The sequence below is a fragment of the Magnetospirillum sp. XM-1 genome (assembly GCF_001511835.1).
In the GTDB taxonomy this organism is placed as follows: Bacteria; Pseudomonadota; Alphaproteobacteria; order Rhodospirillales; family Magnetospirillaceae; genus Phaeospirillum.
Genome location: NZ_LN997848.1, coordinates 2,684,899 through 2,707,109, shown reverse-complemented (window position 1 = coordinate 2,707,109; position 22,211 = coordinate 2,684,899). Strand labels below are relative to the sequence as shown.

Annotated in this window: 6 protein-coding genes; 2 read left to right on the top strand and 4 right to left on the bottom strand. The window is 66.8% G+C overall.

Going from position 1 to position 22,211, the window contains the following annotated elements; genetic code table 11:
- Positions 1 to 321: 321 nt before the first annotated feature.
- A complete protein-coding gene (locus XM1_RS12530) occupies positions 322 to 1,203 on the top strand; it encodes a phage tail protein (RefSeq protein ID WP_068433889.1) in 882 nt (293 codons plus the stop codon).
- A gap of 137 nt (positions 1,204 to 1,340) precedes the next feature.
- A complete protein-coding gene (locus XM1_RS12525; RefSeq protein WP_231920493.1) occupies positions 1,341 to 2,726 on the top strand; it encodes an ATP-binding protein in 1,386 nt (461 codons plus the stop codon).
- On the opposite strand, the gene XM1_RS12520 is transcribed toward XM1_RS12525, so the two are convergent.
- The 4 genes from XM1_RS12520 to XM1_RS24115 all read right to left on the bottom strand — a co-directional run bounded on the left by XM1_RS12520 (position 2,677) and on the right by XM1_RS24115 (position 22,076).
- Complete coding sequence (locus XM1_RS12520; protein WP_068433887.1) at positions 2,677 to 3,210, bottom strand: nucleoside 2-deoxyribosyltransferase; 534 nt, start codon at positions 3,208 to 3,210, stop codon at positions 2,677 to 2,679. The two genes, XM1_RS12525 and XM1_RS12520, sit on opposite strands and share 50 nt — an antisense overlap.
- 14 nt (positions 3,211 to 3,224) lie before the next feature.
- Positions 3,225 to 3,527 carry a hypothetical protein gene (locus XM1_RS12515; RefSeq protein WP_068433885.1) on the bottom strand — a complete coding sequence of 101 codons (303 nt, stop codon included), beginning with the start codon at positions 3,525 to 3,527 and terminating at the stop codon, positions 3,225 to 3,227.
- Positions 3,528 to 3,556: 29 nt separating this feature from the next.
- Positions 3,557 to 4,402 carry a serine/threonine-protein kinase gene (locus XM1_RS12510; RefSeq protein ID WP_082700492.1) on the bottom strand — a complete coding sequence of 282 codons (846 nt, stop codon included), beginning with the start codon at positions 4,400 to 4,402 and terminating at the stop codon, positions 3,557 to 3,559.
- A gap of 82 nt (positions 4,403 to 4,484) precedes the next feature.
- Positions 4,485 to 22,076 carry a VCBS domain-containing protein gene (locus XM1_RS24115; RefSeq protein WP_068433881.1) on the bottom strand — a complete coding sequence of 5,864 codons (17,592 nt, stop codon included), beginning with the start codon at positions 22,074 to 22,076 and terminating at the stop codon, positions 4,485 to 4,487.
- Positions 22,077 to 22,211 lie beyond the last annotated feature (135 nt).

Genomic DNA, 22,211 nt, shown 5'->3' with positions numbered 1-22,211 from the left:
CCAATTGCTGATAAATATTACGGTGATCAGCAATTCATCGGCGCGGACACCTTTCCCGACAGCCGCACGCCATCAGCGGCGGCGGTCGTGGGCCCCTCCCCACGCCCCCATACCGAAATCAACACCTGTTGCGATAATTTTTGTCGCAACAATCCGTCACACCCCGGCCAATTACCTACGTATACAAGTTATTGCTGTATTGATATCATAACACACTGCCTTTGATTCGCAGATATGCGCAATGGCATCTTGTTACGGGTTTTATATTAGATTTATGAAGACGTTTACGCATCACAGACCATCGAAACCAGGAGTCTTTAGATGAAGAAAATGACCTTCTCCACCCTGATAACAGGCGTCTCGACCCTGGCTCTGGCCGCTATCCTTTCGGGCACCGGGGCGAAAGACGCCCAGGCCTGCAGCGGCCCGGAACCCTATATCGGCACGGTGTGCTTCACCGCCGCCCAGTGGTGCCCAAACGGCTATATCCCGGCGGACGGCCGACAGCTGACGGTCCAGAGCAATCAGGCGCTTTTCTCCCTGATCGGCTACTATTACGGGGGAAATAATACCTCGATTTTCAATGTTCCGGACCTGCGCGGGCGTTCGCCGATCGGCTACAACCCGTCAACGATCAACACCGGCGGCACCGTGATTAGCCCGAATACCTATGCCTCCCTGCGCGGTTCAGAGACCGCCACCCTGAGCACCAGCAATGTGGCGCCTCATATTCACCCCGCCACCTTCACCGGTACCGGCGGCGGCGGCAGCGGCCCCATGGCGGCATCAGGGCCCGTTACGCTGCCCGTGACGGTCAGTGTGCCGGCTCAAAACATCTCGGTCTCGGGCAGTTTGAAGATCGGCAGCTCCACCGCCGCTGGCGCGCAGGCCATCAGCAATGGCGCCGTGATGACCAAGGCGGGTGGCGGGCAAGGAGCGATCTATGCCCCCTCGACCACCACCGCCGACACGAATATCGGCCCCAGCCAAACCTTCTCCGGCAGCACCAGCGCCGCCCCGGCCACCGGCACCGTGACGGGGACCGTCACCCTGCCCGTGACGGGCGCGACCGGCATCACCGGAGGGACTGTGAGCGTGGGACCGAACTCAAACAGTGCCACGCCGTTCCACATCGTGCCGCCGCAATCCGTGCTGACGGCCTGCATCGCCAACGAGGGCCTCTACCCGCCGCGGCCCAACTGACATTCCAACGCCAACCTTCGAAGGATGCGCCGCCCCACCGGCGCATCCTTTTTTTTGCGAAACCATTCAAGGAATTATCGCCGGAGCAACCGCTCTGCTATCGTTAGGGGACTGATTGCCCGACCAAGGAGGGGATAGTGGCGTCGCTGGGGGTCGCGTGGCGCATTACCGGCATCTACACCGCCGTCGGACTGAGCTGGATCTTCCTGTCATCCATGGCCGTGTGGATCGGTGTGGGCGAGCCTCCGGGGCTGGCTTCCCTGCTGGAGATGGGCAAGGGCTGCGCCTTCATCCTGGTGACCGCCTTCATGCTGCTGGTGCTGCTGCGCCGCTGGGAAGGGGAGCTGAACCGGCGGGGAGAGGCCCTGATCGAAAGCAACCGCGAACTGACGGAGCTCAACACCCGGCTGTCCGGCATCATGCGGGGCTCCCAGGACCTGATCGCCGCCTGGGACCGCAACAAGCGGCTGACCGCCTTCAATCCCCGTTACCAGGCGGTCTGCTGGGACTTCTTCGAGCGCGACGTGAAGGTCGGCATGTCCGCCGAGGAGGTGTTCGGCCATGTCCCGGAAAAGTACCGTCTGTTTTCCGAATGCTGGGACCGCACCCTGGCGGGAGAATCCTTCGTCCAGTTGCAATCCCTGGACGTTGACGGCGACATGGCCTGGTTCGAGACCAGCTACGGCTCGCTTCCCGGCCCCGACGGCCTGCCGTCCGGGGGATTTCATATCGTGCGCGACGTCACCGACCGCGTCCGCGCCGAGGAAGACCGCCGCACCCACGCCGAGAAACTAGCCAAGACCGTGGAAACGCTGACCGAAGCCAATTCCGAGCTGGAGCGTTTCGCCTATGTCGCGTCCCATGACCTGCAGGAACCCCTGCGGACCATCGCCTGCTTCGCTCAATTGCTGGAGCGCCACTACGGCCAGACCCTGGACGACCGGGGTCGGCAATACGTCGAACTGGTCACCAGCGGCGCCATCCGCATGCACAGCCTGATCAACGATCTTCTGGCCTACTCCCGCACCACGCGAAGCGAAGGCCGGATCGAAATCGTCTCGGCGGAATCAGCCTGCCAGAGCGCCTTGAACAACCTGCGCGAAGCCATCGATTCCGGCGGGGCCGAGGTCATCGTGGAACCGCTGCCCGAGGTCAGCGCCGATTCGGTGATGCTGATCCAGATCTTCCAGAACCTGATCGGCAACGCCATCAAGTACCGCAAGACCGGGATCGCGCCGCACATCCGGGTTTCCGCCCAGCGCCAGGAGCGGCACTGGCAGTTCTCGGTCTCGGACAACGGCATCGGCTTCGACCCGTCGGAGCAGGATGTGTTCGAGCTGTTCCGACGCCTCCACCCCCATTCCAGCTACACGGGAACCGGAGTGGGCCTCGCCATCTGCAAATGGATCGTCAACCGCCTGGGCGGCCATATCTGGGTGGAATCCACCCCCGGCGCGGGCAGCACCTTCCGCTTCACCCTGCCGCTGGGCGAGGCGCAGCGGCCAGTTGCCGCGCACGCTTGAACGCCGCCTCCAGATCGGACAGCACCTCGGCGGGCTGGGCGGCGTACATCAGGTTCTCCACCAGGCCGAAATCCTCGACCACCATGCCGTGCTGGCGGCAGAACAGGCGCCCGTCCTCGTCACGGTCGTGGGGGACGCGTTCCTTGTAGGGCCGCATGTCCTCGGACCAGGCGATTACAGGCTTGCCCAGGGCCTCGGCGTAGCCCATCTCCCAGGTTGTTCCGGGACAGGCTCCGGGGCCGCGGAACGGCGAGACGCAGGCGATCACCACATCGCACTCCCGGATCCGCTCGATATTGCCGTGCCGGATCATTGCCGCCAGTTCGGCCGGAGGCAGCTTCAGGTCGTCGGCCTGGGGCTCGAACGGCGCCACGCCCTCCAGGTCATGCTGGCCGCACATCTCGACGAGATAGTCGAGCAGGGCCTTGGCGGCAGGATGGAACACCGCCGGACCGGCGAGATAGGCCTTGGGCTTGTATGTCATGGGGCGGAAATTCCTCAAGCCAGGACGTCCAGGGCGTCCTTCTCGGTCCTGGCGATGCGCGAGAAGGTTCGGGCGGCCAGGATATAGGCCTGCTTCGCCTGCCCCAGGTCAACCACCTCGCGCAGCAGGTCGACCTCGCCCTCGGGCGGCAGCGGCACATAGCGCGCCCCGGCCGGACTGGCCGAGACGACCTGGCCCCGCTGGGCAGGGTAGTCCGGGGTCGTGACGTTGGCGATATTGTCGGCCGCCTTCTGGGCGACACGCGACTGGGCGGCAAGGCCGCTGAGCAACGTCGTCGAGGCGATGGAGGAAATCATCGGAATCCACCCGATCTAATCATGCCCCATCATGCTCCCAGCCTCATGCCGGTGGCAAGCATGCGCAGTGAATCCTCGGCGCTGGGCCGCTTCTCCGGATCCGCCGCCATGGCCGCCTCCACCCAGCCCACCAATCCTGGCGGGGCCTGCGGGACCAGTTCGGACAGCGGCGGCCGCCCGTCCTCGGGGCCGGGAAGCCGCCCGGCCAGCAGGCGCCAGGCCAGAGCCCCGATGGAATAGATGTCGGCGGCGGGACCGACCCCGCCGGCGCCGGCCCGCTGCTCGGGGCTGATATAGTCCAGGGTGCCGATCCAGGCGCGCGGCGGAACGTCCGATGCCGTCCCCAGCCGGGCAAAGCCGAAATCGCACAGCTTGGCGATGCCCCCTTGGCGCGCGGTCAGCAGCACGTTGGCCGGCTTGATATCTCTGTGGACGATGCCCCTTCGGTGAAGATAGGCCAGGGCCGCCAGCACCTGCAGCAGAATGAAGCGGCTCTGGCCGACGTCAAGGGCCTGCGGCAGTTCGTCCTCGGCCATGCCGTCCTCGGCCACGTCGAAACCGATCAGGCGCGGAAGGTTGGCCCGCATGAACGGCAGGACCATGAACGGGCTGCCGTCCTCCAGCCGCCCGGTCTCGTGGACGGGCAGGATATGGGGGTGATCGAGGCCGGCCATGATCCGGCCTTCCATGATGAAACGGCGCATCCATTCGGCGCGGCTGAACGGCGGCTCGGGCTTGGCGGCGTCCATGGCGAACGCCTTGACCACCACCGGCCGCCCCAATTGCGGATCCGTACACAGGTAAAGCCGTGAAAACGCCGTGTCTATCAGGTGGCGCGCAACCTGATAGCGGCCGATGTGCTCCCCCGCCTCCATCGCCGCCCCCCTCTTCCGTCATCGCTGGAAAGAAAAGGGGCCGCCCCGGTGGGCGGCCCCCGTTATCGCCGTCAAATCCGGCTTACCAGGTGATCTTTTCCACGTTGTGGAATTCGATGGTGTCCTGGCTGCCGTCGGTGTTGGTGACGATGACCGTGCCGCTGGCATCCTTGCCCCCGGCCACAGACTGCGCCACGTGGTGACCCTCGGCGTCGACGCTGACCGCCCAGCCCGACACGCCTTCGATGTTGACCGCGGCGACATGGGTGTCGTGGGTAAGGTCCAGCGTATCCGTCCAGGACGAACCGCGGCCACCGTCCACCACGTCGTGGCCGAAGCCGAAGTCGAACAGGAAGGTGTCGTTGCCCTGGTCGCCCCACATGACGTCGTCGCCGGTGCCGCCGATGATGGTGTCGTTGCCGGCTCCGCCATGGATCTGGTCGTTGCCCGCACCGCCATCCAGCACGTCGTTGCCGGCACCGGTGACATAGACCTGGCCGCCCACCATCTTGGCGTCGCCGTAGATCACGTCGTCGCCGGCCCCTGCGCTGATCACATCGTTGGTGTCGGCCTGGACGATGCTCCAGCCGCCATGCGAGCCGCCGCCGCCATGGCTGCCGCCCGAGTAGCGATAGGTGGCGCCGCCCTTGCCGCCCAGCAGCAGGTCGTTGCCGTTGGTGCCGATGATGTCGTCGTTGCCGGAATTGCCCACCAGGGTGATGCCGGGGATGGACGACCCGCCGCCGACGGCGCCGTCGCAATGGACGGTGTCGCCGACATTGGCTTCGTCAAGGTTGCTGGCTTCGATGGAATCGGCGGTGACATGGACGTCGAAGCCCTGGGTGCCCTGGGCCACGTTCATGTTGAGCGAAACCGCGCCATCGTAGTGCGAGTTGTCGACATTGAAGTCCCAGCTGCCGTCGGTGTTGTGCACCAGGGTGCCCTCGTTGCCGGTATAGGTCAGCGAGGCGCCGGTGGGCAGGGCGTCGATGTGGTAGCTCAGCGTCTCCGACCCGTCGGTGTCATTGAGATGACCGGCCAGATCGATGTGGTAGCCGCTGGCGGTGTGGGTGACCGAGGAGTCGAAGTCGAAGGTCACCGACGAGCCCACATTGTTCAGGCGGGCGTAGGTTTCGCTGGAAACGCCGTAATAGCCGCCGGTGGTGCTGGCGCCCGACAGGATGCCGTTCTCGGCCTGGAAGGTGATGCCGTCCACCTGGATCCTGTCCACCAGGACGTCACGGGTGTTGTAGCCGTCGTTGTCGACGATCTTGATGTCGGCGCCGTTCAGCAGCTGGTCGTGCTGGGCGTCGGTCAGGGTCAGCGAGATCGCCTTGTCGGCGCTGTAGCTGCGGCTGACCGAATAGTGACCCAGATTGGTGCCGCCGAGATAGATGTCGAAGCCGGCGGTGCCGCTGCTGGTGTCGTTGACATAGAGGTTGACCTGCTTGCTGTCGTTGCCCAGATGGGCCACCGAGGCGCCGTTGGCTCCGATGGTGGCGTCGAAGGTGGCGGCGTCGGCCACCGCGTCCACATGCAGCGCGCCGCTGGTGCGGGTGGCGATGCCCGTATCGGTCACCACGTCGTAATTGACGGTGACGTCGCCGGCGAAATTGGCGTTGGGCGTGAAGGCCCAGCCGTCATTGCCGTCGGCGTCCACCGCATGCACGAAGCTGCCCACCGTGTTGCCGTGCGAGTCGACGCCCGACAGGTTGGCCACATGCAGGGTGTTGTCCACGTCGGTGGAATTGGCCAGCAGGTCGCTGGACTTGATGAACACCTGCGTGTCCTCGGTACCGGCGCCCAGGTTGGTGGGACCGGTCACCACGGTGGCGTCGTCGCCCGGGTTGAAGTCCAGGGTGACCTTCTGGGTGGTGGTGCCGCCCATGCCGTCCTTGACGGTGACGCTGAACTGGTCGGTTCCCTTGTAGTTGGAATCCGTGGCGGTGAAGTGGTACTCGCCGGTCTGCGCATTGATGCTCACCGTGCCGTGCGCGGTGCTCATCGAGGTGATGGGCGTACCGTTGGCATTGGTGCCGAACGAGTAGGACATGGTGTCGCCGTCGGAGTCGACCGCATGCACGCTGCCGTCCGCATGGCCGGCGGTGTAGTTGGTCTCGACGCTGGTGACCTGCGGCGGGTGGTTGAGGTCGACGTCGTTGCCGTCCACCGTCACCTGCAGCTGCTCGAAATTGGTCGCCTTGAGGCCGCCCAGGCTCTGGAAGGTGAAGGTCTTGCCGGCATTGGCCGCGTCGGCGGTAAACGAGGCGAAGCTCATCAGCTCGGTGCGCACCGCCTGGGTGTACTCGGCCGGCGAGAGGTCGACGTTCAGGGTGTCGGTGCCGGTGCCGCCGTCATACACGTCGCCGGCGGTGGTGCCGCCTACCGCCACCACGGTGTCGTTACCGCTGCCGGTCACTATCTTGTCGGCACCGGCCGAGCCGGTGATGACGTCGTTGCCGGCCCCGGTGTCGATCACTTCGACATTGCGGATGGTGGTGTTGGAGAAGTCGAGATAGTCGTTGCCCGAGCCGGCCAGCAGGGTATCCGTGCCGGCGCCACCGTCGATCACCTCGATGGAGCGCATGTTGCCCAGGTTGTTGGTGACGCTGATCACGTCGTTGCCCGCGCTGCCCAGAACCGTGTCGATGCCCGAACCGCCGTCATAGGTGTCGCCGGCGCCTTCGGTGGCGCCCGTCACCTTGAACACGTCGTTGCCGGCGCCGCCATACATGGTGTCGGCGCCCGCGCCGCCGGTGATGGTGTCGTTGAAGCCGCCCGCGAACGAGACGTTGAACGACGAGTTGGTCACCGCCGTGCTGGTGCCGTCCAGGGTGGTCACCGCCACGTCGACGGTGCCGCCGATGCCGTTGCTCGACGTCAGGGTCAGGCCGGTGAGGTCGGCCTGCGTCAGCGTCCAGGTGCCGTCGCCGTTGTTGACGCCGTGGTTGAGCTCGGCGCCGCCCGGCAGGTTGGACAGGGTGATGGAGGCCACCGACTCGCCCGAAACGGCCGCTGCCGTGATGTTGAGGGCCACAGTCACGCCCGTGTCGCCGGACGGATCATCGCCGTACAGGATGTCGTTGGCGGTGCTGCCGTTGATGATGTCGGAGCCCGAACCGCCCTCGGCATAGCCGCCGCTGGCGGTGAAGGTCGAGCCCGACTGGGCCGCCATGCTGACGTTCTGGGCGTTGATGGTCGCCGCGTCGGCCTGGGCGTTGACAGTGATGGCCACCGTCTGGTTGACCGTGCCGCCATGGCCGTCGGACACCTGGACCGTGAAGTTGTCGGTGCCGTGCCAGTTCTTGTCGGTGGCGGTGAAGGTGTAGGTGCCGTCGGCCGCGACCGCCAGCGTGCCGTTATGGGTACCGCCGGACACCACCGAGTAGCTCAGGCTGTCACCGGTATCCACGTCGGACGCGTTGACCTTGCCGGTCACCACGGTGGCGGCGCTGGTGACGCTCTCGTTGCCGGTTCCGCCCGTGACGCCGCTGACCACCGGCCCGTCGTTGGAGCCGGTCACCGTGACGTTGACCGTGCCCACGTTGGAGTCGGCGCCGTGGCTGTCGGTGGCCACCACCTTGAAGCTGTCGGTGACCGACTTGCCCACGCCCAGGCTGGCATTGGCCGCGTTGGGGGTGAAGGTGTAGTCGCCGGTCGAGGCGTTGATGGTGACCGTGCCGTGGTCGGTGACCAGGCTGCTCACATGGTTGCCGCTAGCATCCATCAGCGAGTAGCTGACGGTGTCGCCCGCATTGGGGTCGACCGCGCTGACATGGCCGGTGACCGCGCTGTGGTCGTTGGCGGTGGCGGCATTGGCGGCGGTCAGGGTCGGCGCGCCGTTCAGCACGCTGACGTTGACGGTCTCGGTGGTGGTGCCGCCATGGCCGTCGGACACGGTGACCTTGAAGGTGTCCGTGCCGCTGTAATTGCCGGTCGGGGTGTAGGTGAAGGTGCCGTCGGTGTTGACCACGACGGTGCCGTGCTGCGGCCCGCTGGCGCCGGTGCCCACCGCGTAGGACAGGTGGTCGCCGTCGGCGTCGGACACGCTCACCGCGCCCGTCAGGGTGGCGTTCATGGCACCAGAGACCGAGGTGGGATCGCCCGCCACCGGCCCGTGGTTGGACAGGTCGTCATGCACCGTGGCCGAGGCCGAGGACGACGCCACGCTGGTGCCGTCGGTGCTGACCGCGGTGACGTTGACGTTGAGGTCGCCGTTGAAGCCGGCCGGGGTCTTGACCGAAAGGCCAGTCATCTGGTTGGGGTTGATGGAGTACGAACCGTCGGCGCCCGCCGCCAGGGCCACGCCGTTCTGATACAGGGTCGAACCAGAAGGCAGGCCCGAGATCTTGACGGTGTGCCCTTCCGAGCCGTCCATGTCGGGGAAATTGGCCGACACGGTCAGCGGATGGGTCGCGGTGGGAGCCGCGGCATTCCACGACACCGACATGTTGACGTCGTTGTAGTCGCGGTCGCCGCCGCCGTTCAGGTCTTCCCAGTTCTGGTTGCCGGAAACGGCGCTGGTGTCCTCGGAATGGACCATACGGTCGGAATTCAGCGCGCTCTTGTCGAACAGCACCTTGGTGCCGGCGCCGTTGAGCACGTGGCCGGCGCTGTCGCTGGCCTGCCAGTTACCCGCCGAGTCCTTCGAGAAGGTCAGAGCCGCGCCGTTGGCCAGGCCGGAATTCTGGCTGCCACCGTCGGGGATCAGGAAGAAGCCGACCCGATCGGGATCGACGCCGTTGACCGTCGCCGTAGCGCCGGGCGTGGCATGCACGTTGGACCAGATCACGCCACCCGAGGTCGGGTTGCCGTTATCGTCCATGACGTAATAGCCGTAGGTGTTGTTGTAGCCGGCCGACGCCGTGCTGTCCAAGTTGGTGACGGTGAAGCTGCCGTTGGGGGTCTCGACCGGCGCACCAATGGCCACCGACACGCTGGCCTTGTCGGCCACCGCCTCGATGTTGACGCCAACCGCCTGGCTGACGCTGCCGCCATGGCCGTCGGACACCGTGACGTTGAACCGGTCGGTGCCCGCCCAGTTGGCGGTGGGAGTGAAGGTGTAGTCGCCGGTGGCGGTGTTGAGGTCCACGGTGCCGTGGGCGGTGGTCAGGGTCTCGTGGCCGTTGGCGCCCGAGACGCCGCCGTCCAGGTGATAGCCCAGGGAGTCGCCGTCCACGTCGGAGGCGCGCACCGAACCGCTGACCGAGTGATCCTCGGTCCCGACGCCGTTGGTCACCGAGGTGATCACCGGCACGTCGTTGACGTCGTCCACCTGCACGGTGACGGTCGCCGTGTCGGTGCCGCCCTTGCCGTCGCTGATGGTGTACTCGAAGGTCGCCGCGCCGTGGTAATTGGCATCCGGCGTGAAGGTGATGGTGCCGTCGCTGTTGAGGCTGACCGAACCGTGCGCGGCGTTGCCCACGCCGGTGATGGTCAGAGCGTCGCCGTTGGCGTCGCTGTCGTTGGCCAGCAGGTCAGAGGCCTTGATGGTCAGGGCCTTGTCCTCGTTGGTCTCGATGGCCTGAGCGGCCTCGTGCGTGCCGGCGTTGCTGCCGATGCCCACCACGGTGGTCACCGACACGTCGCCGCCGTTGGCCTCGGTCGAATGCACGGCGGTGGTGATGCCCGACAGGCTGCCCTCGCTGACCGGCGACGAGCTGACCAGGGTCAGGGTCATCGGCGAGCCCGAGCTCACCTGCACGGTGTAGCTGCCGTCGGCATTGGCCGCCAGGGCATGGCCGCCAAGCTCCACAGTCACGCCGGCCGGGATGTGGTCCAGGGTCACCGAGGACAGGGTCTCGCTGCCGTCGCCATCGTTCAGCGTCGCCTCGATGGTCAGCGGGGTCTTGTAGGTGGTGGTCGTGGTGGTGGTCGTGGTGGTGCCGCCGAAGGCGGAGGCATCGCCGATCACCTGGCCGTCCGAGAACTTGATGTTCTCGAAATTGGCCAGACGCTGCTGCAGTTGGCTGTCGGCCATGTACTGGGCCTTGGTGTAGCTGCCCAGCTGGATCGAGTCGGTGCCGGCGCCGCCGTCGATGGTGGCGTAGATGTTGCCGGACACATAGACCGCGTCGTTGCCGCTGCCCATGTCGACCTTGCCGCCATTGATGCCGTGGTCGATGACCACCACGTCGTCGCCGGCGCCGGTGACGATGGAACCGCCGTTGGCGATGCCGTCGATGTGAATCTTGTCGTTGCCGGTTCCGGTGGTGATGTTGCCGCCGGAATTGGCGTCGCCCTTCACCTCGATGGTGTTGTTGCCGTCGCCCAGGTTGATGCCGGCATTGGCGCTGCCGCCCACCAGGACGGTGTCGTTGCCCGACCCGGCGGTGACCGCCGAGTTGACCGCGCCGCCCACCTGCAGGGCGTTGTCGCCATCGCCCAGGCTCATGGCGGCGTTGATGTTGCCGCCCACCTTGACGGTGTCGTTGCCCGCCTCGGTGGAAACCGAGCCGGAGGCGTCGCCGCCGATCTGCACCGCGTCGTTGCCGGCGCCGGTGTTGACCGTGCCGCCCAGGCTGCCGCCGATCTTGACCGCGTCGTTGCCGGTGCCGGTATCCATGCCGGCATTCCAGAACGAGCCGTTGACCACGACGTTGTCGTCACCCGCGCCGGTGGAGACCGAAGCCCAGGTGTCGCCGCTGATCTTGACCGCGTCGTTACCCGAGCCGCCGGTCACCGCCGTGCCACCCGCCACCGTGGTGGTGGTGGCCGGGTTGATGTCGGACACTCCCGCCACCGAGAAGGTGAACGGGCTGGCCGTGGTGGTGGTGGTGGTGCTGGTATGGGTCTCGGCAACCGAGGCGCCCAGATCCACCGACAGGGCCGGCGCATCGGCCGCCACGTCGATGGTGCTGTCGTCGCCAGCCACCGGGCCCTGGTTGAACTCGCCCACATCCACGCTCGCCGAGGTCGAGGCGGTGCGCACGATGGCACCGGTATCCGCCTCGGTGGCGGTGGCGGTGGCGCCCAGGGTGAAGGCGTCGGTTCCCGAAGGCACCCGCAGGGTCAGGTGGTCGAGGCTGCCCGCCGGCAGCGACCAGGTGCCGTCACCGTTGTCGATGCCGACCGAGTGGCCAGCCGCGTCCAGGATGACCGCATCATGGGGCAGACCGGTCAGGGTGACGGTCAGGCTCTCGGAGCCATCGGTATCCTTCAGGCTCGCCGCGACATTCAGCGGATAGTCCACCACCTGCTCACCGGGCTCGACCGCCTCGAAGCTGATGGAGTTGATCAGGAAGTCGTTGTCGCCGCCGCTGGGCGCCGAGAAGACGATCTGATCGAAGCCGCCATTGTCGGTGGCGTGCAGGCTGACGGCCGGATCGACCGAGTCGGTGATGCCGGTGACCGTGCCCTCACCCACCTTCACGCCATCGCGGAACAGGTCGTAATGGGCCTTCTCGTTGGAAGCCAGCCAGGCGAACTTGACGTCGGCCGTGGAGACGTCGTTGTCGAAATTGACCACGATCTTCTCAGAGCGGCCACCGGACTGCCCCAGCTCGGTGGCATCGCCGGACGCGCCGCCCGCCACGCCGAAGCCCGCGGGGCCGGTGTGGGTGGACAGCGTGCCCGCCGAACCGTCCAGGTTCAGGGCGGAGACGGAGAAGCCGCTGCCGGTCGTATTCATGTTGGCGACGTTGATGGTCACGTCCTCGGTCTCGCCGCCCAGGGTGACGGAGGCACCGGCACCCAGGTTGAGGCTGAGCTCGGGCGCGTCGGCGACCGCGCCGACATCCAGCGAAGCGGTGCCGGTGGTGGTGCCGCCATGGCCGTCGCTGACGGTGTAGGTCAGGTCCACGTCGCCGCTGAAATTGGCGGCCGGGCTGAAGGTGAAGGTACCGTCGTGGTTGTCGACGATGGTGCCGTGGGTCGAGCTGATCGCCGTGATCGACAAGGTATCGCCGTCCACGTCATGGGCGTTGCCCAGCAGGTCCGACGCCTTGATGGTGATCGAACGATCCTCGACACCGCCGGCCAGGGTCACGTCGCCGCTCACCGTCGGGCCGTCGTTGCCGCCGGTGATGGTCACCGTCACGTTCTGGGTAGCGGTGCCGTCGGCCGAGGCCACGGCGAAAGTCTTGGTCATGGTCTCGCCGGAGGCCAGGGCCTGCACGTCGGCGTTGGCCGAGTTGACCTGGAAGGTCCACTGGCCGTTCTCGCCGATGGTGAAGGTGCCCTGATCGGTCTGGACCGTGCCGGCCTGCACATGGGCCTGGCCGTGATCGACGTCGGCGACCGACAGGGTGCCGGTGGCGCGGCCGTTGCCGTCCTCGGCCACCGTGCCGGTGGTGGTGCCGCTGATGGTGGCGGCGTCGTTGCCGCCGGTGATGGTCACCGTCACGTTCTGGGTAGCGGTGCCGTCGGCCGAGGCCACGGCGAAGGTCTTGGTCATGGTCTCGCCGGAGGCCAGGGCCTGCACGTCGGCGTTGGCCGAGTTGACCTGGAAGGTCCACTGGCCGTTCTCGCCGATGGTGAAGGTGCCCTGATCGGTCTGGACTGTGCCGGCCTGCACATGGGCCTGGCCGTGATCGACGTCGGCGACCGACAGGGTGCCGGTGGCGCGGCCGTTGCCGTCCTCGGCCACCGTGCCGGTGGTGGTGCCGCTGATGGTGGCGGCGTCGTTGCCGCCGGTGATGGTCACCGTCACGTTCTGGGTGGCGGTGCCATCGGCCGAGGCCACGGCGAAGGTCTTGGTCATGGTCTCGCCGGAGGCCAGGGCCTGCACGTCGGCGTTGGCCGAGTTGACCTGGAAGGTCCACTGGCCGTTCTCGCCGATGGTGAAGGTGCCCTGATCGGTCTGGACTGTGCCGGCCTGCACATGGGCCTGGCCGTGATCGACGTCGGCGACCGACAGGGTGCCGGTGGCGCGGCCGTTGCCGTCCTCGGCCACCGTGCCGGTGGTGGTGCCGCTGATGGTGGCGGCGTCGTTGCCGCCGGTGATGGTCACCGTCACGTTCTGGGTGGCGGTGCCATCGGCCGAGGCCACGGCGAAGGTCTTGGTCATGGTCTCGCCGGCACCCAGGGCCTGCACGTCGGCGTTGGCCGAGTTGACCTGGAAGGTCCACTGGCCGTTCTCGCCGATGGTGAAGGTGCCCTGATCGGTCTGGACCGTGCCGGCCTGCACATGGGCCTGGCCGGCATCCACGTCGGCCACATTCAGCGTACCGGTGGCGTGGCCGTTGCCGTCCTCGGCCACGGTGCCGGTGGTGGCGCCGGTGATCACCGCACCGTCATTGGAGCCGGTGATGGTCACCCCCACCGTGGAGGGCGCACTGGTCATGACGCCGTCGGTGGCGACAACCTTGAAGCTGTCGGTCTGCACGTCGCCGACCCGCAGGGACTGCGCGTCGGCATTGGGGGTAAAGGTGTATTCGCCGGTGGTGGAATTGATGGTCACCGTGCCGTGGGCGGTAGTCAGGCTGTCCACCTGGTTGCCGCTGGCGTCCATCAGGTGGTAGCGCACGCTGTCGCCCACGTCCTGATCGGTGCCGACCACACGGCCGGCGCCGGAGTGATCCTCGTCGGTGGAAACCGCCGAGGCGGTGGTCACCGTGGGAGCGTTCTCAAGCGCCACCTCGCGGCCGTCCACCGTCAGCTTCAGGCTTTCCCAATTCTTGGCGTCAACGCCAAGGGTGTTGAAGTGGAAGCTCTGGCCGGCATGGGCCGGATCGGCGATGAAGGACTGGAATTGCTGCAGTTCGGCACGCACCGCCGCGGTGTACTGCGACCCGGTGAGGTCGATGCGCAGGGTATCGGTGCCGGCGCCGCCGTCGTAATTGTCGCCCGCCGACTGGCCGCCCTTGATGATGCCAAGGTCGTTGCCGGCGCCGGCGTCGATGGTGTCGGCGCCCCAGCCGCCGTCCAGGGTATCGGCGCCGTCGCCGCCCAGCAGCGTGTCGTTGCCCGACGCCCCGTACAGCACGTCATTGCCAGTGCCGCCGATGATCATGTCGTTGCCGGCATTGCCCAGCAGCACGTCGTTGCCGGCACCACCGTCGATGGTGGTGTCGCCCACGGTGTAACGGCTGGAGGTCAGGTCGACCACATCGTTGCCGTCGCCGGCATTGATCACTTCGATGCTATCCAGGCGCGCGCCGCCGGTGGGCGAAGCGCTGTAGCCGTCATCCAGGAACACCGCGTCGTTGCCCGCACCCATCACCAGGGTGTCGGTGCCGGCTCCGCCACGGAACACGTCCTGGCTGACATTGTCGCCAGCGATGGCGTAGGTCTCGTTAGTGCCGGCATGGGTGGGATCGCCCACGTTCTGCGACACGTATCCGCCGCTCCAGGTGCCGTCGGCCGAGAAGTTCAGCACGTCGTTGCCGTCACCGCCTTCCAGCAGATCCGAGCCCGTGCCGCCCGACAGGGTGTCGTTGCCCGCACCGCCGAACAGGGTGTCGTTGCCCGCGCCGCCGTCCAGGGTGTCGTTACCCGCGGCGGTGCCGCTGAAGCTGATGTCGAAGCTGGTGGTCGTGCTGGCCGTGGAGCCGTTGGAGGCCTCGGTCGAGGTCGCCGTCACGCTGAGGTGCAGGTTGGTGCCCTCGGTGGTGGTGACGCTGAGGCCCGTCAGCTGCGCCGGAGTCAGAGTCCAGGTGCCGTCGGCGTTATGGGTGCCGGCCGACAGGGTCGCGCCCGCCGGCAGGCCGCCGATGGTGACGCTGCCGAGCGATTCCGAACCGTCCACATCGCTCAGGCGGTCGCTAATGTTCAGCGGAACCGTCACGCTGCCGGTGCCGTCGCCATACAGCGTGTCGTCGCCCGACGAGCCGTTGACCACGTCGTTGCCCGAACCGCCGCTCAGGGTATCGCTGCCGGCGGTGCCGCTCAGGGTCTGGGCCTGGCCCGCCCCAAGGTCGACAGTGATGTTCGACGCCGACAGGACAGGCGAATCCGCCACGGCCGCCACGTCGAAATGAGCCGAACCGGCCACGCTGCCGCCCTGGCCATCCGAGATGGTGTAGGACAGTTCCACATTGCCGTTGAAGTCATGGCTCGGCGTGAAGGTGTAGGTGCCGTCATGGTTGTCGGTGATGGTGCCGTTGGTGGCCGACAGGCCGCTGACCGAAAGCGTATCGCCGTCCACGTCATGGGCGTTGCCCAGCAGATCGCTGGCCTTGATGGTCACCGAGCGGTCCTCGGTGCCGGAAGCCAGGGTCACCTCCGCCGTGGTCGGGCCGTCATTGACCGAAGCCACGTCGAAGCTGGCGGTGCCCTGGGTGGCGCCGCCATTGCCATCCGAGATGGTGTAGGTCAGGTTCACATCGCCATGGAAGTCGGCGTTGGGGGTGAAGGTGTAGGTGCCGTCGTGGTTGTCGGTGATGGTGCCGTTGGTGGCGCTGAGGTTGCTCACCGACAGCGTGTCGCCGTCAACGTCATGGGCATTGGACAGCAGGTCGCTGGCCTTGATGGTCACCGAGCGGTCCTCGGTGCCGGAAGCCAGGGTCACCTCGCCGGTGGTCGGGCCGTCATTGGCGCCGTTCACCGTGATCGTCACCGTCTGGGTGGTCCCGTCCTCGGTCTGCACCGTGAAGGTCTTGGTCAGGTGATCGTCGACGCCCAGAGACTGCACCGCCTCCGAGGTATTGTTCAGCGTATAGGACCAGTTGCCCTCGGCATTGATGGTGAAGGTGCCGTGCTCGTCGGTCTGGCTCGAGACCACGAAGGCCGCTTGGTCATCGCCGCCATGGCCACCCTGGCCCTGGCCGCTGTTGCCCTGGCCGCTGTTCTCGGAATTCTCGGCGTTGTTATGGTCGCCCGAGTTTCCAGGAGCCTCCTGGTCGCCGTTGCCGTGGCCGTTGTTGGCGTGGCCCGAGCCCTTATCGGCATCCGTGGCGTCAAGGTCGCCCGAAGCCACCAGCGTGCCGTCCTCGGTCACCGAACCGGTGGTATCGCCGGTGATCACGCTGTCGTCGTCAACCGCCGTCACGTCCAGCGTCGCCGACCCCGTGGTGGTGCCGCCATGGCCGTCCGAGACGGTGTAGGTGATGTTCACGTCGCCATTGAAATCGGCATTGGGCGTGAAGGTATAGCTGCCGTCGGCATTCTGGGTGATGGTGCCGTTGGAGGCCGAAAGCCCGCTCACCGACAGCGTGTCGCCATCGATGTCAGAGGCGTTGCCCAGCAATTGCTGCGCCGTGAAGGTGATGGAGTGATCCTCGGCGGTATCGCCCAGATCCACCGCGCCGCTGACCACCGGCCCGTCATTGGAGCCGCTGATGGTCACCGTCACCTCCTGGGTGTCGGTGCCGTCGGCCGAGGTGACCGTGAAGGTCTTGGTCATGGTCTCGCCGACGCCCAGCGCCTGCACATCGGGATTGGTGTTGTTGAGCGCGAAGCTCCACTGGCCGTCCTGGCCCACATGGAACGTGCCTTCGCTGGTCTGGACGGTCGCGGCCTGGACATACGCCTGGCCGGCATCGGCATCCGAAACGTTCAGAGTGCCGCTGGTCACCAGGGTGCCGTCCTCGCCCACCGCGCCCGAGGCGTCGCCGGTGATCACCGCGGCGTCATTGGCGCCGTCGATGGTCACGGTCACCGTCTGGGTGGTGCCGTCGGCGGTCTCGACCGTAAAGGTGCGGGTCAGCTGCTCGCCCTCGGCCAGGCCCTGCACCGCGTCGGAGCCGTTGTCCAGGGTGTAGGACCACTCGCCCTTCTCGTTCACCGCGAAGGTGCCGTAGGCGTCGTTCTGCGAACCCGCCACGAAGGCGGCGGACGAATCCACGTCGGTGGCGTTGAGGTCGCCCGAGGTCACCAGGGTGCCGTCCTCGCCCACCGCGCCGGACGCGTCGCCGGTGATCACCGCGGCGTCATTGGCGCCGTCGATGGTCACGGTCACCGTCTGGGTGGTGCCGTCGGCGGTCTCGACCGTAAAGGTGCGGGTCAGATGCTCGCCCTCGGCCAGGCCCTGCACCGCGTCCGAGCTGTTGTCCAGGGTGTAGGACCACTCGCCCTTCTCGTTCACCGCGAAGGTGCCGTAGGCGTCGTTCTGCGAACCCGCCACGAAGGCGGCGGACGAATCCACGTCGGTGGCGTTGAGGTCGCCCGAGGTCACCAGGGTGCCGTCCTCGCCCACCGCGCCGGACGCGTCGCCGGTGATCACCGCGGCGTCATTGGCGCCGTCGATGGTCACGGTCACCGTCTGGGTGGTGCCGTCGGCGGTCTGCACCTCGAAGGTGCGGGTCAGATGCTCGCCCTCGGCCAGGCCCTGCACCGCGTCCGAGCTGTTGTCCAGGGTGTAGGACCACTCGCCCTTCTCGTTCACCGCGAAGGTGCCGTAGGCGTCGTTCTGCGAACCCGCCACGAAGGCGGCGGACGAATCCACGTCGGTGGCGTTGAGGTCGCCCGAGGTCACCAGGGTGCCGTCCTCGCCCACCGCGCCGGACGCGTCGCCGGTGATCACCGCGGCGTCATTGGCGCCGTCGATGGTCACGGTCACCGTCTGGGTGGTGCCGTCGGCGGTCTGCACCTCGAAGGTGCGGGTCAGATGCTCGCCCTCGGCCAGGCCCTGCACCGCGTCCGAGCTGTTGTCCAGGGTGTAGGACCACTCGCCCTTCTCGTTCACCGCGAAGGTGCCGTAGGCGTCGTTCTGCGAACCCGCCACGAAGGCGGCGGACGAATCCACGTCGGTGGCGTTGAGGTCGCCCGAGGTCACCAGGGTGCCGTCCTCGCCCACCGCGCCGGACGCGTCGCCGGTGATCACCGCGGCGTCATTGGCGCCGTCGATGGTCACGGTCACCGTCTGGGTGGTGCCGTCGGCGGTCTGCACCTCGAAGGTGCGGGTCAGATGCTCGCCCTCGGCCAGGCCCTGCACCGCGTCCGAGCTGTTGTCCAGGGTGTAGGACCACTCGCCCTTCTCGTTCACCGCGAAGGTGCCGTAGGCGTCGTTCTGCGAACCCGCCACGAAGGCGGCGGACGAATCCACGTCGGTGGCGTTGAGGTCGCCCGAGGTCACCAGGGTGCCGTCCTCGCCCACCGCGCCGGACGCGTCGCCGGTGATCACCGCGGCGTCATTGGCGCCGTCGATGGTCACGGTCACCGTCTGGGTGGTGCCGTCGGCGGTCTGCACCTCGAAGGTGCGGGTCAGATGCTCGCCCTCGGCCAGGCCCTGCACCGCGTCCGAGCTGTTGTCCAGGGTGTAGGACCACTCGCCCTTCTCGTTCACCGCGAAGGTGCCGTAGGCGTCGTTCTGCGAACCCGCCACGAAGGCGGCGGACGAATCCACGTCGGTGGCGTTGAGGTCGCCCGAGGTCACCAGGGTGCCGTCCTCGCCCACCGCGCCGGACGCGTCGCCGGTGATCACCGCGGCGTCATTGGCGCCGTCGATGGTCACGGTCACCGTCTGGGTGGTGCCGTCGGCGGTCTGCACCTCGAAGGTGCGGGTCAGATGCTCGCCCTCGGCCAGGCCCTGCACCGCGTCCGAGCTGTTGTCCAGGGTGTAGGACCACTCGCCCTTCTCGTTCACCGCGAAGGTGCCGTAGGCGTCGTTCTGCGAACCCGCCACGAAGGCGGCGGACGAATCCACGTCGGTGGCGTTGAGGTCGCCCGAGGTCACCAGGGTGCCGTCCTCGCCCACCGCGCCGGACGCGTCGCCGGTGATCACCGCGGCGTCATTGGCGCCGTCGATGGTCACGGTCACCGTCTGGGTGGTGCCGTCGGCGGTCTGCACCTCGAAGGTGCGGGTCAGATGCTCGCCCTCGGCCAGGCCCTGCACCGCGTCCGAGTTGTTGTCCAGGGTGTAGGACCACTCGCCCTTCTCGTTCACCGCGAAGGTGCCGTAGGCGTCGTTCTGCGAACCCGCCACGAAGGCGGCGGACGAATCCACGTCGGTGGCGTTGAGGTCGCCCGAGGTCACCAGGGTGCCGTCCTCGCCCACCGCGCCCGACGCGTCGCCGGTGATCACCGCGGCGTCATTGGCGCCGTCGATGGTCACGGTCACCGTCTGGGTGGTGCCGTCGGCGGTCTGCACCTCGAAGGTGCGGGTCAGATGCTCGCCCTCGGCCAGGCCCTGCACCGCGTCCGAGCTGTTGTCCAGGGTGTAGGACCACTCGCCCTTCTCGTTCACCGCGAAGGTGCCGTAGGCGTCGTTCTGCGAACCCGCCACGAAGGCGGCGGACGAATCCACGTCGGTGGCGTTGAGGTCGCCCGAGGTCACCAGGGTGCCGTCCTCGCCCACCGCGCCCGACGCGTCGCCGGTGATCACCGCGGCGTCATTGGCGCCGTCGATGGTCACGGTCACCGTCTGGGTGGTGCCGTCGGCGGTCTGCACCTCGAAGGTGCGGGTCAGATGCTCGCCCTCGGCCAGGCCCTGCACCGCGTCCGAGCTGTTGTCCAGGGTGTAGGACCACTCGCCCTTCTCGTTCACCGCGAAGGTGCCGTAGGCGTCGTTCTGCGAACCCGCCACGAAGGCGGCGGACGAATCCACGTCGGTGGCGTTGAGGTCGCCCGAGGTCACCAGGGTGCCGTCCTCGCCCACCGCGCCGGACGCGTCGCCGGTGATCACCGCGGCGTCATTGGCGCCGTCGATGGTCACGGTCACCGTCTGGGTGGTGCCGTCGGCGGTCTGCACCTCGAAGGTGCGGGTCAGATGCTCGCCCTCGGCCAGGCCCTGCACCGCGTCCGAGCTGTTGTCCAGGGTATAGGACCACTCGCCCTTCTCGTTCACCGCGAAGGTGCCGTAGGCGTCGTTCTGCGAACCCGCCACGAAGGCGGCGGACGAATCCACGTCGGTGGCGTTGAGGTCGCCCGAGGTCACCAGGGTGCCGTCCTCGCCCACCGCGCCGGACGCGTCGCCGGTGATCACCGCGGCGTCATTGACCGAAGCGACATCAAAGGTGGCCGATCCCTGGACCGTGCCGCCCGTATGACCGTCGCTGATGGTGTAGGACAGATTTACCGTACCATTGAAATCACCGTCGGGAGTGAAGGTGTAGGTACCGTCATGATTGTCAGTGATGGTGCCGTGCTCGGCGCTCAGATTGCTCACCGACAGAGAATCGCCATCCACATCCGAAGCGTTCTTCAGCAGATCCTTTGCCGTGATGGTGATCGAGTGGTCCTCGTCGCCACCGGTCAGTTCCACCAGCTTGGTCTGCGGACCATCGTTGGAGCCGGTCACGGTGACGTCCACGGTCGATACCGTGCTGTCCAACGTGCCGTCATTGGCCACGACCCGGAAGCTGTCATGCGCCGACTGGCCCTCGCCAAGGGCGTCCGCCGCATCATTCGGCGTGAAGGTGTATTCGCCGGTCTTGGCGTCGATGGTCACCGTGCCATGGTCGGTATCGATCCGGGTGACCTTGTTGCCGTCGTTATCGACAAGGGAATAGGTCAGCGTGTCGCCATCCACGTCGCTGCCGCGGGCGCTGCCGGTCACAGCGGTTTCGTCGTCGCGCGTAACCAGATTCTGCGGGTCAAGGGTCGCCTGATCGTTCACCGCATTGACATGAAGCGTCGCAGTGCCGGTGGTGGTTCCGCCATGGCCATCGGAAACGGTGTAGGTTGCCTCGATATCGCCGCTGAAATCCTTGCCGGGCGTAAAGGTGAAGGTGCCGTCCTGGTTGTCGGTGATCTTGCCGTTGGAAACTTCGAAGCCGGAGAGAGAGACCGACAGGTCGTCACCGTCGATATCGGAAGCCTTGCCCAGCAGCTTGGACTGCCACTCGGCCGCCGTCATGGTGATCGAATGATCTTCGTCGATAGCGTCGAGAGTCACCGCGCCGGACACGGCCGGACCGTCGTTGAGGCCCTCCACCGTCACGCTCAGGCTGGTGGAAACGTCGCCGCCATGGCTATCGCTGACCCGAATCTGGAACAGATCGGTCACCGATTCACGCGATCCGTCGTCCTTCAGGCCGAGGGAACGGGTCGCCTCGCTGGCCACGAAGGTGTATTCGCCAGTGGACGAGTTGATGGTGATGGTGCCGTGGTCGTTGGTGATGGTGTTGGTCGGCTGGCCATCCGCACCGATCAGCTGGAAGGTGAGCGCGTCGCCATCGTTGTCGGAGGCAACGATACGGCCGCTCACAGTCCCTTCCTGCACCGTCGAGCTCGATGCGTCACCCGCCACCGTCGGCGCGTGATTGACCGCCGCCTGGATCTCGGGAGCCTTATCTTCCTTCGCCGCCTCGGCGGCGGCCGGAGCGGCAGCACCTTCCTGAATCTGGGTATTGGCGACAAACCCGCCGGGAGGAGTCAGGGTGACCGGCTGGCCGAGGGCCGGGTCCTGAGGCTTGAACTCCGCGTCGGGCTTGGCCAGATCGGGGAGCTCCTGCACGTTCAGCGCCTTGGCGCCGCCGGAGTTCACCGCGATGGTGACCGCCTCTTCCCGCACGTCACCCGCCAGGCTTTCCAGCTCGGGCGGAGCGACGGTGTTGTCCTTGGACGTCTCGATCTCGACGTCGATGGCGATGTTCGTGCCGCCGGCGATGCCGCCCAGGTTCTGAACCTGCGGGCTGCCCGTCGAGCCCTGCTGCACATTGGCGAGATTGCCCAGCTGCGTGTCGCTGACGTCAACCGATCGCGCCACGTTCAGGCGGGCATCGCCCATGTTCTGGTTCTGGACGTTCTGCAGCACCGTCAGGTCGTCAAGCGCCTGCTGTGCGTTCTCCGCCCCATCATGCTGGTCTTCGGCATGCTGGTTGTTCGGAGGATTGGAGTTGTTGTTCTCGGCCATTGCAGAACTCCCCAGGCAAAAAAATACCCGGCCTCAAGGAGGTCCGGGTCCGCATCCGGTATTATGCGCGCCTAAGGCTCGGATGTGCAACCGAATTTCGTAGACATACCTATGGACTGGCGCCTGTCCGGCGAG